The 15130-nt window shown below is 64.9% G+C and carries 16 protein-coding genes; 10 read left to right on the top strand and 6 right to left on the bottom strand.

The annotated features are described in order from the left end of the window. Positions 1-86 precede the first annotated feature (86 nt). Both ISS20_RS11655 and ISS20_RS11650 read left to right on the top strand, forming a co-directional pair. Positions 87-548 carry a (2Fe-2S)-binding protein gene (locus ISS20_RS11655; protein WP_291436760.1) on the top strand — a complete coding sequence of 154 codons (462 nt, stop codon included), beginning with the start codon at positions 87-89 and terminating at the stop codon, positions 546-548. Positions 549-563: 15 nt separating this feature from the next. Next, on the top strand, positions 564-2846 hold the full coding sequence (locus ISS20_RS11650) for a xanthine dehydrogenase family protein molybdopterin-binding subunit (protein ID WP_291436759.1): 2283 nt from the start codon (positions 564-566) through the stop codon (positions 2844-2846). 112 nt (positions 2847-2958) lie between these two features. On the opposite strand, the gene ISS20_RS11645 is transcribed toward ISS20_RS11650, so the two are convergent. Further along, positions 2959-4209, bottom strand: a complete 1251-nt coding sequence (locus ISS20_RS11645; RefSeq protein WP_291436757.1) for an alpha-hydroxy acid oxidase — start codon at positions 4207-4209, stop codon at positions 2959-2961. Between the two features lie 114 nt (positions 4210-4323). On the opposite strand from ISS20_RS11645, the gene ISS20_RS11640 reads away from it, so the two are divergent. After that, complete coding sequence (locus ISS20_RS11640) at positions 4324-5223, top strand: LysR family transcriptional regulator (protein ID WP_291436755.1); 900 nt, start codon at positions 4324-4326, stop codon at positions 5221-5223. An 89-nt stretch (positions 5224-5312) separates the two neighbouring features. Beyond that, positions 5313-5870, top strand: a complete 558-nt coding sequence (locus ISS20_RS11635) for an NTP transferase domain-containing protein (RefSeq protein ID WP_291436753.1) — start codon at positions 5313-5315, stop codon at positions 5868-5870. 17 nt (positions 5871-5887) lie between these two features. Here ISS20_RS11635 and ISS20_RS11630 read toward each other — a convergent pair whose 3' ends face one another. After that, positions 5888-6412 (bottom strand): superoxide dismutase family protein, encoded by a 525-nt coding sequence (locus ISS20_RS11630; protein WP_291436751.1) that lies wholly within the window; start codon positions 6410-6412, stop codon positions 5888-5890. Between the two features lie 99 nt (positions 6413-6511). Beyond that, positions 6512-7105: a gamma-glutamylcyclotransferase gene (locus ISS20_RS11625; protein WP_291436749.1), complete on the bottom strand. Its 594-nt coding sequence runs from the start codon at positions 7103-7105 to the stop codon at positions 6512-6514. A 107-nt stretch (positions 7106-7212) separates the two neighbouring features. Here ISS20_RS11625 and ISS20_RS11620 point away from each other — a divergent pair, with 107 nt between their 5' ends. Next, entirely contained in the window at positions 7213-7737 is a 525-nt protein-coding gene (locus ISS20_RS11620; protein WP_291436747.1) for an OmpA family protein, read from the top strand. 114 nt (positions 7738-7851) lie between these two features. On the opposite strand, the gene gloA is transcribed toward ISS20_RS11620, so the two are convergent. Both gloA and ISS20_RS11610 read right to left on the bottom strand, forming a co-directional pair. Continuing rightward, positions 7852-8265, bottom strand: coding sequence for a lactoylglutathione lyase (gene gloA, locus ISS20_RS11615; protein ID WP_291436745.1), 414 nt, complete (start codon positions 8263-8265; stop codon positions 7852-7854). Then, positions 8262-8813, bottom strand: a complete 552-nt coding sequence (locus ISS20_RS11610; protein WP_121942929.1) for a PaaI family thioesterase — start codon at positions 8811-8813, stop codon at positions 8262-8264. The genes gloA and ISS20_RS11610 overlap by 4 nt, the downstream gene beginning before the upstream one ends. Positions 8814-8886: 73 nt before the next feature. Between ISS20_RS11610 and ISS20_RS11605 the strand changes: the two genes are divergently transcribed. Genes ISS20_RS11605 through ISS20_RS11590 form a run of 4 tightly spaced genes read left to right on the top strand, consistent with a single transcriptional unit; the run spans position 8887 to position 12558 of the window. Beyond that, positions 8887-9366: a MarR family winged helix-turn-helix transcriptional regulator gene (locus ISS20_RS11605; RefSeq protein ID WP_291436741.1), complete on the top strand. Its 480-nt coding sequence runs from the start codon at positions 8887-8889 to the stop codon at positions 9364-9366. After that, the gene (locus tag ISS20_RS11600) at positions 9356-10615 is read left to right on the top strand and encodes an MFS transporter (RefSeq protein WP_291436740.1); all 1260 of its coding nucleotides are present in this window, start codon (positions 9356-9358) and stop codon (positions 10613-10615) included. The genes ISS20_RS11605 and ISS20_RS11600 overlap by 11 nt, the downstream gene beginning before the upstream one ends. A gap of 31 nt (positions 10616-10646) precedes the next feature. Then, entirely contained in the window at positions 10647-11150 is a 504-nt protein-coding gene (locus ISS20_RS11595) for a MaoC family dehydratase (protein ID WP_291436738.1), read from the top strand. 31 nt (positions 11151-11181) lie between these two features. Then, complete coding sequence (locus tag ISS20_RS11590; protein ID WP_291436764.1) at positions 11182-12558, top strand: MATE family efflux transporter; 1377 nt, start codon at positions 11182-11184, stop codon at positions 12556-12558. 75 nt (positions 12559-12633) lie between these two features. Here ISS20_RS11590 and ISS20_RS11585 read toward each other — a convergent pair whose 3' ends face one another. Beyond that, complete coding sequence (locus ISS20_RS11585; protein WP_291436737.1) at positions 12634-13431, bottom strand: SDR family NAD(P)-dependent oxidoreductase; 798 nt, start codon at positions 13429-13431, stop codon at positions 12634-12636. A 541-nt stretch (positions 13432-13972) separates the two neighbouring features. Between ISS20_RS11585 and wecB the strand changes: the two genes are divergently transcribed. Further along, positions 13973-15130 carry a UDP-N-acetylglucosamine 2-epimerase (non-hydrolyzing) gene (gene wecB, locus ISS20_RS11580; RefSeq protein WP_291436734.1) on the top strand — a complete coding sequence of 386 codons (1158 nt, stop codon included), beginning with the start codon at positions 13973-13975 and terminating at the stop codon, positions 15128-15130.

Raw genomic sequence — 15130 nt, 5'->3', positions numbered from 1 at the left:
CAACAACGCGGCTCGATGCCTGCCCGCGCCGCCCCCTGCTTGCGCTGTGCTTTTGAGCGCTGACCTTCATCCCAAGGAGTCCCACGATGCCCAACCTCAATATCAACGGCAAAGACACGGCCGTGGATGCCGACGAATCCACCCCCATCCTCTGGGCCCTGCGCGACACGCTGGGCATGACCGGCACCAAGTTTGGCTGCGGCCAGGCGTTGTGCGGTGCGTGCACCGTGCACCTGAATGGCGCACCAGTGCGGTCCTGCATCACGCCCATCTCGGCGGCAGCAGGCCAGAAGATCACCACCATCGAGGCCGTCACGGCCAATGACAAGGTGGGCAAGGCCGTGCACGCCGCCTGGGTGAAGCACGACGTGGCCCAGTGTGGCTACTGTCAGAGCGGCCAGATCATGAGCGCCACCGCGCTGCTCAAAGGCAAGAAGAAACCCAGCGACGCCGACATTGACGCCGCCATGGCAGGCAACGTGTGCCGCTGCGGCACCTACGTGCGCATCCGCGCCGCCATCCACGACGCCGCCAAAACCCTGGCCTGATTGAAGGAGACCACCATGCACTTCGAACCCCAAGCCCTGCAGGGCCAGGCAGAGCATTTCATGCCAAAACACCTCCAAGCGCTAGTACATAAAGCACAAGGCGCTATGGATTCAGGAGCGCTTGGCGCATCGGAAGGTGTGGCGCGCCGCACCTTCCTGAAGGTGTCTGCGGCCTCGGGCTTTGCGCTGGGCGCCTTTCCGCTGGTGTCCGCTGCGCAGGGCGCAGCGGCTGCGGCGCCTGCAGGCCTCAAGCCGCACGAGCAGCCCTCGGCCTTTGTGCGCATCGATGCCGATGGCATCGTCACCGTCACCATCAACCGGCTGGACTTTGGCCAGGGCGTGCAAACCGGCCTGCCCATGATCCTGGCCGAGGAGCTGGATGCCGACTGGAGCAAGGTGCGCAGCGTGCACGGCGACGCCAACCCGGCCTATGCCGACCCCGCGTTTGGAATGCACCTCACCGGTGGCTCCAACTCCATCAAGAACTCCTACACACAGTACCGCGAACTGGGCGCCCGCACGCGGGCCATGCTGGTGTCGGCGGCTGCCGCCCAGTGGGGAGTGGACGCATCGGCCCTGCGCACCAGCAACGGCTTTGTGGTCGGCCCCGGCGGCAAGAAGCTGGGCTACGGCGCACTGGCCGAAGCCGCCATGAAGCAGCCCGTGCCCGAAAAGGTCACCCTCAAGGACCCCAAGCAGTTCCGCCTCATCGGTAAACCCACCGGGCGGCTCGATGCCAAGGCCAAGTCGAGCGGCCAGCAGGACTACGGCATTGACGTGCGCCTACCCGGCATGTTGACGGCCGTGGTGGCCCGCCCGCCCGTGTTTGGCGCCAAGGTGAAGTCGCTGGACGACAGCGCCGCCAAAGCCATCAAGGGCGTGAAGGCCGTGCTGCGCGTGCCCACCGACCGGGGCGGCGAGGGCGTTGCCATCGTGGCCGATGGCTATTGGCCCGCCAAGCAAGGGCGCGACGCGCTGAAGGTGGAATGGGACACCAGCGCGGTGACCAAGCCCGACACCACGGCGCTGCTGGCGCAATACCGTGAGCTGGCCGCCAAGCCCGGCAACGTGGCCATGCAGGCCGACATGGCGCCGCTGACGGGGGCGCCCCACAAGATCAGTGCCGAGTTCGTGTTCCCATACCTGGCGCACGCGCCCATGGAGCCGCTCAACTGCACCGTGAAGCTGGACAGTGACAAGGCGGAACTGTGGATGGGCACCCAGATGCCCGGCCTCGATGCCATGGCCGCCGCCAAGACGCTGGGTCTGCAGCCGCAGAACGTCAAGGTCCACACCCAGATGGCCGGTGGCGGCTTTGGCCGCCGTGCCATCCCCACCAGCGACTACGTGGTGGAGGCCTGCGGCGTGGCCAAGGCCGCGCGCACCGCTGGCATCACGGCGCCGGTGCGCACCCTGTGGAGCCGCGAGGACGACATCAAGGGCGGCTACTACCGCCCCATGCATGTGCACCGCGCCGAAATCGGTTTTGACGCCCAGGGCAAGATCCTGGCGTGGGACCACACCATCGTCGGCCAGTCCATCACCAAGGGCTCGCCGTTCGAGGCCTTCATGGTCAAGAACGGCATTGACGCCACGGCCATCGAAGGCATGAAGGAGCCATACGACGTGCCCATGAAGCTGTCGGTGCACCACCCGGAAGTGAACGTTCCGGTGCTGTGGTGGCGCAGCGTGGGTTCCACCCACACGGCCTACGCCATGGAGACCCTGATCGACGAAGTGGCCCGCACGACAAAGCAAGACCCGGTGGCCTACCGTCTGGCCCTGATGGGCGACAAGCACCCGCGCCACAAGGCGGCGCTGCAGCTGGCCGTCGCCCAGTCGGGCTATGGCAAGAAGAAGCTGGCCGCAGGCCGTGCCTGGGGCGTGGCGGTGCACGAGTCGTTCGAGTCGGTGGTGGCCTATGTGGTCGAGGCCTCCGTCAAAGACGGCACGCCCAAGCTGCACAGCATCACCGCAGGCGTGCATTGCAACCTGGTGGTCAACCCCAAGAGCGTCGAAGCCCAGGTGCAAGGCGCCGCACTGATGGGCCTGGGCACCTGCCTGCCTGGTGCCGCCATCACGCTCAAGGATGGTGTGGTGGAGCAGAGCAACTTCGGCGACTACGCCGTGCCCCGCATCACCGACATGCCACAGGTGACGGTGCACATCGTGCCCAGCGCCGATCCGCCGAAGGGCATGGGCGAGCCAGGGTTGCCACCGCTGGCGCCTGCGTTTGCCAACGCCATCGCCCAGATCACAGGAAAAACGCCGCGCCAGCTGCCGTTCAAGCTGGCTTGACGAAGGCACAGAGACCGGCTGGCCGTCGGTTTCCCCCCCCCCACAGGGGGCACTTCTTTGAGGGGTGCCCCCTGTTTGTATTTGGTCCGCTGAGCATGCTGCGGTTTGCGCGTCACCCATCGCTTGCCCAGACTGGCTGCCGGAGCATCAGGTGCTCTTTGCCCAGTTCGGAACAAGACGTAGCGCCCAGCATGGCCAGGTTGCGGTCCACCTCGGCCCGCAGCAGAGCAATGGCGGCTGCAACGCCCGCTTCACCATCCACCGCTGCTGCGTAGTTGAAGGGGCGACCCACAAACACCGCCCGCGCGCCCAGCGCCAGGGCCTTGATCACGTCGGTGCCCCGGCGGATGCCGCCGTCCAACATCACTGTCATGCTGCTGCCTGCCTGCTCGGCAATGGCGGGTAGCACGCGCAGCGGGGCCACGGCACCGTCGAGCTGGCGACCGCCGTGGTTGCTGACGATGATGCCGTCCACGCCGTGCTGGCGGGCGAGGGCGGCATCCTGCGGGCTGAGGATGCCCTTGACGACCAGCGGCCCGCGCCATTGGCGACGGATGTGGGCGATGTGGCTCCAGTCGAAGTGGTCGCGTGCGGCAAAGTCGCGCTGCACACGCGAGGACAGGATGGGCGCCCCCCGCTCGGCGAACGAGTTCTCGAAATGCGGCATGCCGTGCTGCACCAGCGTGCGCAGCAGTGTGCCTGCCAGCCAGCGCGGGCGCACCATGCCGTCCCACGCCAGACGCAGGCCGGGACGTAGCGGGGTGGAGAAGCCCGCGCGGATGTTGTTCTCGCGGTTGCCTGCTACCGGGATGTCCACCGTCACCACCAGGGTCCGCACACCAGCGGCCTCCACGCGCTGCAAAAGGGCGTCAATGCGCTCGGGCGTGCCCGGCAGGTAGGCCTGGAACCAGGTGCCTGGGGCCGCGTCCATCACTTCTTCCAGCCGGATCAGCGAGCTGCCGCTGAGCACGGCGGGAATCTGCGCCGCCACTCCGGCCCGCGCCAGCACCACATCGCCGCGGTAGGCCGATAGCGCTGCAATCCCCATGGGCGCAATGCCAAAAGGGCTGGCGTAGCGTGTGCCAAACAGTGTGATGCCTTGCTGGCGCTGGGCCACGTTGCGCAGCACGCGGGGCACCAGGGCCAGCTCGTCGAAGGCCTGGCGGTTGTCGGCCAGTGCCCGGTTGTCCTCTGCCGCTCCGGACACATACCCAAAGATGGGGCGTGGCAAAACGCCGCGCGCTGCGGATTCAAAGTCATCGAGCGACAGCAGGTGGCGGGTGCGTCCGCTGCGGCGTGCGCCATCGAACGCCTGCCAGGCGTTGATTGCGGGTGAGGCCTGAGGAAGGGAGGGCATGGACATGGACGATTCCGGGCAAAAACAAACAAGGACAGGAAGTCAGTGTCCGTAAATGAAGAAAATCAAGAAAGCGAATTTATTCATATCTATTTGTTCGCCAAATAGAAACAACGAACCATGACCCTCAAACAGCTCGAAGCCTTCTACTGGGCGGCCACCTGCAACAGCTTTGCCATGGCCGCCGAGCGTGTGCACCTGTCGGTGTCGTCACTGTCCAAACGCATTGCCGAGCTGGAGGCATCGCTGGGGCAGGTGCTGTTTGACCGGGGCCGACACCGCGCCGCATTGACAGACGCAGGCACGCGCCTGCTGCCTCTGGCCGCTGCGTTGCTGCAACAGGCAGACCGTCTGCAGCAAGAGATGGGCAGCAGCACCGGCCTGCGGGGCCCCTGCCGCCTGGGCGTGGGGGAACTCACGGCCCTTACCTGGTTGCCGCGCCTAGTGGAGGCGCTTTCTGTTGACCATCCTGCGCTGGAGGTTTCCGTGCACGTGGATGTGGGCGCGGCCCTTGCCGAGCGGCTGGACAAAGGCGAACTGGATGTGGCCGTGATTGCTGGCCCCGCCAGCCGCAGTGCGCTGACATCAGTGCCATTGGCGAACGCCCGTTTTGCCTGGTGTGCAGGCCCGAAGGTGGCGCAGGGCCTTCGCCAGATGGATGCCGACGCAATCCAGTCGCACCGGCTGGTGGCGCTGCCGCAGGGCTCGGGGGTGACTCATCTCATCGATGACTGGCTGCGGCAGACCGATGCCCGCCCTGCGCGAAGACTGGTGTGCAACCACTGGGGCGCCATCGTGGGTTTGCTGGCGCAAGGCCGTGGCATTGGCCTGCTGCCCGAGGGCTGGGCGCAGGCACTGTGCGCCAGGGGGGTGGTGCAGGTGTTGCCCAGCCCTGTGCCGCTGGGGTCGCTCGGCTATGCGCTGCACAGCCGGCGTGACGACCTGCGGCCGCTGGTGAGCACGCTCCACGGCCTGGCGGCGCAGCACGCGGATTTCACGGTGGCGAGCAGCGCGTTCTGAGGGCAGCAACTGCTCTGGCCCGGCACTAGAATCGCGGCCGCTGCATGTCGCGGCCCATGGCCCTGCTCGGGCATTTCAGGCGGAACACCATGCCCACTCACCTTTCGGCGCCCGTTGTGCTGGTCCTGGCCTCTGGCCGTGGCGAGCGATTTGCCGCGTCAGGGGGAGCCGTACACAAACTGCGTGCGCCCTTGGGTAGCACAACTGTGCTGGAACACACTCTGGCCGCCGTGCGTGCCAGCGGCTTGCCCTGGCACCTTGAAGATGTCGGCCACCCGGGCATGGGCGACTCGATTGCCGCTGCTGTGCGCGCCACAGCCGGTGCGCCTGGCTGGCTGGTCTTGCCGGGGGACTTGCCACTGATTCGCCCAGAAACCTTGCGCACCATTGCCGCTGCACTGGCCGACTGCGCCGTGGCCATGCCAGTGCACCACGGTGAGCGCGGTCACCCCGTAGGGTTTGGGGCGGAATGTTTGCCGGGTTTGCTGGCGCTAGGCGGCGAACAGGGCGCCGCCAGCGTGGTGCGCGAGCAGGTGCAGCAGGGCAGGGTGCGCTGGGTGGATGTGGATGACGAGGGCACGGTGACCGACGTGGACACCGTGCAAGACTTGGAGCGCGCCGCGCAGTTGCTCGCAGCGCGGGGGTAGCCGCCGCTTAGGATGCTTTATTTGGCCGCAATCACTGCGCAGGCCAGGCGTGGTCCGGCGTTGCCAGTGGGCTGGGTCTTGTAGTCGTCGGGGTCGCGGTGGACGATCAGGCCCTTGCCGACGATGTTGTTGTCGGTGCTACCCACGCGGATGGTTTTCGACTCGAAGTTAAAGGTGGCAACACCGTTGGAATCGGCCTTCAGACTGGGCAGGTCTCCCGTGTGGTGCTCACCAGCACCATGGCTGCCGTGCGGCTTACCACCAGGGTTGAAATGGCCGCCTGTGCTCATGCCATCGCCACTGCTGCAGTCACCTTTTTCATGCACATGAAAGCCATGTTCCGCTCCCGGCTTCAAGCCGCTGACGGTGCCTGATACTTTCACAACATCGCCCGATTGAACAAAAGACACCGTCCCGGCGGTACTGTTGCCACGGGTGGGCTCAAGCTTGGCGGTCGCGGTAGGGCCCGATGAATACGAAGCACAGCCTACCAAGGCAAGCGCGGCGACGGATGAAAGCACAAAGGCAAAACGGATCTTCATGACTCAAACTCCTTGGCACGTTGAAAAGACACAGTATTGAACTTGTCGCCGGGGCGCCATCGGCCCGTCACCAGCCGATGCGTCCAGCAAAAGAGTGCACTATGCCTCTTTTTGGGCCAATGCGATCAACCGGGCCAGAGCCCTGTCGTGGATGCCGTGCTTTCGCAACTCTTCGTAGGTGGCCTGGGCGTAGTCGCGCGTAGTGCCGTAGCGTCCACGCGCCTGCGCAAAAATGCGGCAGTACTCGTGGTCGGGCAGCTCGCCCGTGTGGTTGGGGCTTTTGCGCGACAGGGTGAAGGCCAGCGCCCGCACCGGGCCGTGAGGCGTGTGGCACAGCAGCCAGCGCGGGTCGTACACGGCGGTGACCATCTCGCGCTGCCACAGGTTGATCATCACCTGCCGGGCATGTGCCTTGTCCACGCGAAACACCATGCCCCGGCAGCTGCCACCCGACAACATGCCAAAGACCAGGCCCGGGCACTCGGGCGTGCCCCGGTTGATGCGGCTCCACATCTTGAGCGCGCGGTGCCAGCCGTGTACCTTGGCCGGGCGGCGCTCGGCATAGTCAAAGTCTGGTCGCCAAATCAGCGACCCGTAGCCAAAGATCCACAGGTCCGCATGGCCACCCCATTCCTGAAGGGCACTCTCCAGCATCGGCGCCGGGTCGCGCAGGGGGGCGGGCAGATTCGTCATGTCTTGACTCTACAATCGAAAGCTTTGCTGCAAATGGCCGGGGCCTTGTTTTCACAAAGCCTGCATTGGCCACCCAACCACTTTATTCATTACTACGGGGATCTTCCATGTCCAGCTCTGACGACGATAGCCAACAACGTTTTGCCCTCGGTTTTCTGTTTGCACTGATTGCGTTGGTGATTTCTGTGGTGGTGGGCACCGTGGTGGTCAAGCGCTTGGGCGCCAAGGCACCGGTCCAGCCTGCCGCCGTTGCAGCCAGCAATGCACCCGCTGCACCCGCCGTAGCCGTGGAAGAAGATATTGCCAGCGTGCGCGTTGAAAACGGCGTAGTGAAGTTCTACTTTGCCACTGCCAAGGCCGAATTGGCCGCAGGTGCCAATGAAGCTCTGGCCGACGTGGTCAAGGGCGTGGCCGAAGGCAAGAAGGCCGTCGTTTCCGGCTTCCACGACGCGACGGGCGATGCCGCCCTGAACGCTGAACTGGCCAAGCAACGTGCTTTTGCCGTGCGCGATGCGCTCAAGGCCCTGGGCATTGCCGAAGACAAGGTGGAGCTGAAGAAGCCTGAAGAAACCACCGCCACCGGCACCAACGCCGAAGCCCGCCGCGTGGAAGTGACGCTGGGTGCCCTGTAAGCGCTGCCTGCTTCTCCAATAAAAAACCCGGCACTGCCGGGTTTTTTTGTGGTTCAAATGGCCGCTTGCGCTAGTGAAACATGTGCCAGCAGCTATATATTTGATAGCAAATAACTACCGCAGGCCCTGGCCACCTGCACCTTCGACGCGCTGGATCAACTCGATCTTGTAGCCGTCCGGGTCCGTCACGAACGCGATGACCGTGGTGCCGCCTTTGACCGGGCCTGCTTCGCGCGTCACGTTGCCTCCCGAGGCCTTGATCTTCTCGCACGCGGCATACGCATCAGGTACGCCCAGCGCAATGTGGCCGTAGGCGGTGCCCATGTCGTAGCTCTCGGTGCCCCAGTTGTAGGTCAGTTCGATCTCGGCCTGGCCGGGGTTGCCGCCCTCGAAGCCCAGAAAGGCCAGCGAGTATTTGTACTCGGGGTTCTCGGACTGGCGCAGCAGTTGCATGCCCAGCACCTGGGTGTAGAAATCAATCGAGCGTTGAAGGTTGCCAACGCGCAGCATCGTGTGGAGGAATTTCATCCCTTCGATTGTGCAGGCAGATCAAAAACCAGGCAGGTGGTGGTGGCGTGGGCATACAGCGTGCCGTCCGGCCCCACCAGGCGCGCCTCGGCGGTGGCCAGCTGGCGCCCGCTGTGGATCACCCGGCCCTCCGCGCGCACGCGTTGCACTTTGGGCGTGATGGCCTTGACCAGGTTGATGCCCAGCTCGGCGGTGGTGTAGCCACGCCCGGGCTCCATGCGCGTGTGCACCGCGCAACCCAGGGCAGAGTCGAGCAGGGTGGCAAACCAGCCGCCGTGCACGGTGCCCATGGGGTTGAGGTGCTCAGCGCGGGGCGTGCCCTGGAAGATGGCTGTGCCTTCGCCCACCTCGACAATCAAGAAATCAAGTGTCTTGGCGATGGCTGCATAGGGCAGCTCCCCACGCAGCATGGCCTGCATCTGCTGCAGTCCGTTGAGGTGGGCAATCTGCTCACGGCGGGCCACGCCCGGGCCGGGGCCTGCATCCAGCGTGGCCAGGATGTCGCGCTCCTGCGCCAGCCAATGTTCAAGGTGGTTGTGTTGGGTCATGGGTTGTCCGGGTTGTGGGTAGGGTTTGCATGCATAAGTTGCATATGCAATTATTGCAGATACAATTAAATCCATGCAAGCCGAACTACCGTCCCTGGCACCCTTGCTGCCGCAGGGCTGCACCAACTTCAAGCTGCGTCAGTTGATGCGCCGCGTGGCCAGCCACTACGACGCCGAGATGGCGAAATGCGGGCTCAAGACCACGCAGTATTCGCTGCTGTCGCATGTGCTCAAACTGGGCCCAATCCGACCTGGCGACCTGGCCACGGAGATGAAGATGGATGCCTCTACGCTGACGCGCAATCTGCGCCCCCTGGTGGATGCAGGGTGGGTGACGCTGGAAGCAGGCGCTGACGCACGCAGCCGCCTTGTGCACATCACCGACACCGGCCGCGACAAGCGCGCCGAGGCTCAGCGCCACTGGAAGGCTGCGCAATTGGCGCTGAACGACACATTGGGCGTGCAGCGGGTGGCGGCACTGCATGCGCTGGTGGATGAATCCATGGATTTGCTGGCGGCGCTGCCAGCGCAGGAGGCCGGTCATGACGAATAACAACGCCTCTCAAGCCAACACCACGTCTACGACGCCGCTGGCTCTGTGGCTCGTGTTGCTCGCCGCAGCAGGCGCCTTTGCGCTGACCATGGGCACGCGCCAGACTATGGGCCTGTTCCTGTCGGCGCTCAACACATCCACCGGTCTGGGCATTGGCAGCATCAGCCTGGCGTTTGCGTTTGGCCAACTGTGGTGGGGGCTGACGCAGCCGTTTGCCGGGGCTGTGGCCGACCGCATCGGTACGGGCCGTGTGATCCTGATCGGTGTGGCGCTGGTGGCGCTGGGCACCTTCATCACGCCGTACATGACCACTACGGCCGGGTTGATTTTTGCGATTGGCGTGTTGGCAGCGGGTGGCGCAGGCATGGCTGGGCCGTCGGTGCTGATGGCGGCCACCGCGCGGCTGGTGCCCTTGCAAAAGCGCGGCCTGGCCAGCGGCGTGGTGAACGCGGGTGGCTCGTTCGGCCAGTTTGTGATGGCACCCATTGCCATCAGCCTCACAGCAGCCGTGGGCTGGGCCAGTGCGATGCAGTGGCTGGGTGTGCTGGTGCTGCTGGCGCTGCCTGCAGTGTGGGTACTTCGGGGCAATTCAAATGCCTTGGCCGCGCAAGCTGCCGCCGCATCCGGCCAAAAGGCACTGACGGCGCGCGAGGCCATTGCCCAAGCGCTGGCCACACCCAGCTACCGGTATCTGGCGGCAGGCTTTTTGGTGTGTGGCTTTCACGTCGCGTTTTTAGCCACGCACTTGCCTGGCGTGATCGCGGCCTGCGGGCTGGCGCCCGAGGTAGGGGGCTGGTCGCTGGCGGTGATCGGGCTGTTCAACATTGTGGGAAGCCTGGCCATGGGCTGGGCAGTAGGGCGCTGGCGCATGAAGTCGCTGCTGTCGCTGCTGTACGCCACGCGAGGTCTGGCGGTGCTGATTTTCCTGTTTGCTCCCAAGACGCCGGCCGTGGTGCTGGTCTTTGCCGCCGTCATGGGCATCACCTTCCTGTCCACCGTACCACCCACGGCCGGACTGGTCGCCAAGATGTTTGGCACGGCCAACATGGCAATGCTGTTCGGCATCGTGATGCTGTCGCACCAGATTGGCGGATTCCTGGGCGCCTACCTGGGCGGCAGCGTGTTCCAGGCCACCGGCAGCTATGACTGGGTCTGGTACATCGACATCGTGCTGGCCGTAGGCGCAGCGCTGGTCAACCTGCCGATCCGGGAAGCGCGCGTGGCGCGCCCCGCCGCCAAGGCGGCCTGACCAACCACCTTCTCTCCACGAAAGCCACGACATGACGCAGACCCCTGCCAGCCGCGCTTCGACAACCCCCAAGTCCCCGATTTACCTGGACGACCTGTCCGTGGGCGACCAGTTCAAAAGTGGCGAGCACGCCATGGATGAAGCGCAGATCACCAGCTTTGCTGCGCAGTTCGACCCGCAATCTTTTCATCTGGATGACGCCGCAGCACGTGACAGCCTGTTTGGCGGTCTGGCCGCCAGCGGCTGGCACACGGCGGCCGTGACCATGCGGCTGCAGGTGACGAGCGGGCTGCCCATTGCGGGCGGAATTGTCGGTGCGGGCGGCGAGCTGAGCTGGCCCCGGCCCACACGCGCCACCGATGTGCTGCATGTGGTGAGCGAAGTCGTGCAGATTCAGCCCTCCAAATCCAAGCCAGACCGGGGCATGGTTACGGTGCGCAGTGAAACCCGCAACCAGCACGGCGATGTGCTGCAGCTGTCTACCGTGCGCATCGTGGTGCCGCGCAGGCCTGCGGCCGGTGGGGCAGGGGCCTGATGTGACCGAGGCCCTGAACCCGCGCACCCGCATGCTGCTGGAGGCGCCCATTGCGCCCACCTTGCTGCGGCTGGCCGCGCCCAACGTGCTGGTGATGCTGGCGCAAGCGGGCGTCGGGCTGATCGAGACCTACTTTGTCGGCCAGCTGGGCACCGATGCGCTGGCGGGCATGGCGCTGGTGTTTCCGGTGGTCATGCTGATGCAGATGACCTCGGCGGGCGCCATGGGCGGCGGCATTGCCTCGGCCATCGCTCGCGCTCTCGGCGCACGGCGGCGGGACGATGCCGACGCGCTGGTGCTGCATGCGCTGGCCATTGCGGCGGTGTTTTCGCTGATCTTTACCGTGGGCTTGGTGGGAGGAGGGCGCTGGCTCTACACCCGCATGGGCGGCACGGGCGGCGCGCTGGATGCAGCGCTGGTCTACTCCAACTGGGTGTTTGCGGGCGCGTTTCTGGTCTGGCTGTTCAACACGCTGTCGGCCGTCATCCGGGGCACGGGCAACATGGCCGTGCCGGCGTATGTCACGGTGCTGGGGGCGTTTGTGCTGGTGCCGCTGTCGCCGCTGTTCATCTTTGGCTGGGGCCCCATGCCGGGCCTGGGCATTGCCGGGGGGGCCGTTGCGCTGATGGCGTATTACCTGATCGGCAGCGCAGTGCTGGCCACATACCTGTGGTCGCCGCGCAGCCTGCTGAGGCCGTCGCTGGCACACATCCGGTTTCGCTGGGTGTTGTTCAAGGACATCCTGCGGGTGGGGCTGGTGGGTACGGTTTCTACCGTCGCCACCAATCTGGCGATTGGCGTCACCACCGCATTGGTGGGTGGTTTTGGCACGGCGGCCATTGCGGGCTACGGCACCGCATCGCGCCTGGAGTACCTGCTGGTGCCGCTGGTGTTTGGCCTTGGCGCACCACTGGTGGCCATGGTGGGCACATGCATCGGCGCTGGCCAGCGCGAACGTGCCTTGCGCGCCACCTGGATCGGCGCGGCCATGGCGTTTGTGATGGCCGAGGCGATTGGCCTGTGGGCAGCGGCGTTTCCCAACGCGTGGCTGTCCCTGTTCAACAGAGACCCCGCCATGCTCGACGCGGGTGCGCTGTATCTGCGCACCGTCGGCCCCGTGTACGGATTTTTCGGCCTGGGCCTGGTGCTGTACTTTGCCTCGCAAGGGGCAGGGCGCCTGCTCTGGCCGGTGATCGGCAACATCGTGCGCCTGGCGTTGGCCGTCACCGGCGGCTGGCTGGCGCTGCGCTGGGGCGGTGGACTGGCCGCCGTGTTTGCAGCGCAGGGGGCGGCGCTGGTGCTTTACGGCTTGGTCAACGCCTGGGCGATAGCTGGCGGCGCCTGGTTCGGTCCGGTGGGCTGGCCGCGCAGCACCACCCGGCTGTTGCAGCGCATGCCACAGGCCTGAAAGTGATGAAAACAGCTGCTAGCGCTAGTGAATCATGCGTTGGTAGCTATCAAAAAAGGAGCGGTCAGAAGTGCGTCAGACCGGCACGGTGTAGTTGAGCGTCATGCGCCCGCCGTCCACAGTCACGATCTCGCCGGTCACATAGCTGGCCGCATCGCTGGCCAGCCAGGCCACCACATCGGCAATCTCGGACGGCTCGCCCAGCCGCTTCATGGGCGTGCGGCTCATGATCTTGTTCTTGGCCTCATCGCTGGTCAGCACGGCCTTGGCGGCCAGCTCGGTGGCGATGGTGCCCGGCGCCACCGCGTTCACGCGGATGTTCTTGTCGGCCAATGCCAACGCCATCACCCGCGTGAGCTGGTTCACGCCGCCTTTGCTCACGTTGTAGCTGGAGATATTGGGAATGGTCAGCACACCGTTGACCGAACTCATATTGACAATGGAGCCGCCGCCCGAGGCAACCATGGCCCGCGCTACCGCCTGCCCGACCAGGAACGAGCCCTTGAGGTTGACCCGTAGCACCGCGTCAAAGTCGGCCTCGGTCACTTCCAAAAAGTCTGCTGCGCGGAAGATGCCCGCGTTGTTTACCAGCACGTCGATACGCCCATGGGCTGCCAGGGTCTGCGCCACCAGCGCATCTACCTGAGATTTGTCGCCCACATCGCATCGCACATACAGCGCCCCCAGTTTCTGCGCCAGCGCCTGGCCGCGCGCATCGTCCACATCGACGATCACCGGTTTGGCTCCTTCAGCCGCGAAACGGCGCACACAGGCCTCACCAATGCCTTGTGCGCCACCAGTGACGATGCAGACACGGCCCTGGTGACCGAAGTGGATGGAAGAAGTGGAGGGTGCTTGTGTGTAAAGGGTCATGGCCGGTGATGGTAGCGGCTTGAGCAACGGGCAGAGCCGATAGTGTCCAGACTGGGCACTGGTACGTCAGTGTTGTGGCAATACCATTACTAGATACGATGTATATTATGTTAACCGTCAAACGAAGATTCTCCGGAGATTGATGAGTCAGCTGTCTTATGTCGCCCTTGCCCGCTGAATACGTCGATTCCATGGCGAGCTCAGTTGTCGCGGCTGCACCACCCCTGGCGCAAAGAACACCGCATATTGTCGCCGCCGCATTCGCGTCTGCTGCGGCGTTGAACTAAACCAGGTCTCCTCAAAGCTGCGGCCGCCCAAATGGTCGCCTGGACTATCCGCGCACTCGCTCCGGGATTAGCACCCAGTACGCACTCCGTACGGTGTCGAACAGACACCCCGAGGCGCTCAACCGCACCATGCGTCCGCCCTTGGGGGCACTTGCCGTGCGCGGCGCTCTCCTGGATTTCTCCTTCAAACAGTCCGTCTGGACTGTTTCCAACGCCCCATACCGAACGCGTGCGCCGACGCGCCGAAAGATCCCATGACCACTTACCTTGCCTGTTTGGGCACGCGCCCTGAAATCATAAAGATGGCTCCGTTGCATCGCGAGCTGAAGCTACGTGGGCATCGCGTGGTGGTGCTCCACACCGGGCAGCATGCGGAAGTGGCCGAGGTGCTTTACCAGTTCTTTGACATGGGGCCAGACCTGCGCTTGGTACTGGAGCGGCGCACACCGAGGCTGGGAGACCTCACGGCGTTGTTGCTGGAGGGGGTGGACAGGGTGGTGGCCGAGACCCAACCTGACGTGGTACTGGTGCAAGGTGACACGACGTCTGCACTGGTCGGTGCCCTCAGTGGTTACTACAACAACAAGCCGGTCGCGCACATCGAGGCGGGGTTGCGCACAGGCACACGCGAGCCATTTCCAGAGGAAAAGAACCGGGAGCTGATTGCACGGCTCGCCCATTGGCACTTCGCCCCTACAGCCCGGACCCGGGACAACCTGTTGCGCGAGGGGATTGCAGACGCGTGCATCTCCGTGGTGGGCAACACGGTGATCGATGCCGCGCGCTGGACGCAGCAGCGCCTGCAAGCCCACGCATCGTCCTCGCCTTCCGCCTTGTCTTCCGTTGTGCCAGCCTTGGTCGCAGAGTTTCTGGGCCTGCAAACAAGCCAGCGGCTGCTGCTGGTGACCGCACACCGCCGCGAGAGCTGGGGCGAACCCATTCGCAACATTGCCGCTGCTATCGGGCAGTTGCTGGCGGCCCATGGCGATCTGGTTGTGGTTTGGCCGCTGCACCCCAACCCGGCGGTCAGTCTAGCGGTGAGGCCTGTCATCGACGCACTGCCGGACGACCTGCGCCAGCGGGTGTGCCTGACCGAGCCCGTGGACTACCCTGCCCTCATCAGCCTGCTGGAACGCTGCTACTTCACGCTGACAGACTCGGGCGGCATTCAGGAAGAGGCCTCAGCGCTGAAGCGGCCAGTGCTGATTGCGCGCGACAGTACGGAGCGACAGGAACTGGTGGAAGCAGGCGGTGCAGTGCTGGTGGGCACAGACATCAGCCGCATCGTGACAGAGGCGGCACGCTTGCTGCGCGACGATGGGGCATACCGCAGCATGCAGCTGGAGACTAGCCCGTTTGGCGATGGCCACACGGCCCAGTACATTGCAGACCGGCTCTGCGCAGTGGATTGA

Origin of the sequence: Acidovorax sp. (genome assembly GCF_016783915.1) — a bacterium.
In the GTDB taxonomy this organism is placed as follows: Bacteria; Pseudomonadota; Gammaproteobacteria; order Burkholderiales; family Burkholderiaceae_C; genus Acidovorax.
Note: the sequence above shows the minus strand (reverse complement) of the source record. Positions and strands in the feature narration are given on the sequence as shown.

Coding starts and splice junctions, on each gene's coding strand:
- ISS20_RS11655 (WP_291436760.1), top strand. CDS start 87: ATGCCCAACCTCAATATCAACGGCAAAGACACGGCCGTGGATGCCGAC.
- ISS20_RS11650 (WP_291436759.1), top strand. CDS start 564: ATGCACTTCGAACCCCAAGCCCTGCAGGGCCAGGCAGAGCATTTCATG.
- ISS20_RS11645 (WP_291436757.1), bottom strand. CDS start 4,209: ATGTCCATGCCCTCCCTTCCTCAGGCCTCACCCGCAATCAACGCCTGG.
- ISS20_RS11640 (WP_291436755.1), top strand. CDS start 4,324: ATGACCCTCAAACAGCTCGAAGCCTTCTACTGGGCGGCCACCTGCAAC.
- ISS20_RS11635 (WP_291436753.1), top strand. CDS start 5,313: ATGCCCACTCACCTTTCGGCGCCCGTTGTGCTGGTCCTGGCCTCTGGC.
- ISS20_RS11630 (WP_291436751.1), bottom strand. CDS start 6,412: ATGAAGATCCGTTTTGCCTTTGTGCTTTCATCCGTCGCCGCGCTTGCC.
- ISS20_RS11625 (WP_291436749.1), bottom strand. CDS start 7,105: ATGACGAATCTGCCCGCCCCCCTGCGCGACCCGGCGCCGATGCTGGAG.
- ISS20_RS11620 (WP_291436747.1), top strand. CDS start 7,213: ATGTCCAGCTCTGACGACGATAGCCAACAACGTTTTGCCCTCGGTTTT.
- gloA (WP_291436745.1), bottom strand. CDS start 8,265: ATGAAATTCCTCCACACGATGCTGCGCGTTGGCAACCTTCAACGCTCG.
- ISS20_RS11610 (WP_121942929.1), bottom strand. CDS start 8,813: ATGACCCAACACAACCACCTTGAACATTGGCTGGCGCAGGAGCGCGAC.
- ISS20_RS11605 (WP_291436741.1), top strand. CDS start 8,887: ATGCAAGCCGAACTACCGTCCCTGGCACCCTTGCTGCCGCAGGGCTGC.
- ISS20_RS11600 (WP_291436740.1), top strand. CDS start 9,356: ATGACGAATAACAACGCCTCTCAAGCCAACACCACGTCTACGACGCCG.
- ISS20_RS11595 (WP_291436738.1), top strand. CDS start 10,647: ATGACGCAGACCCCTGCCAGCCGCGCTTCGACAACCCCCAAGTCCCCG.
- ISS20_RS11590 (WP_291436764.1), top strand. CDS start 11,182: ATGCTGCTGGAGGCGCCCATTGCGCCCACCTTGCTGCGGCTGGCCGCG.
- ISS20_RS11585 (WP_291436737.1), bottom strand. CDS start 13,431: ATGACCCTTTACACACAAGCACCCTCCACTTCTTCCATCCACTTCGGT.
- wecB (WP_291436734.1), top strand. CDS start 13,973: ATGACCACTTACCTTGCCTGTTTGGGCACGCGCCCTGAAATCATAAAG.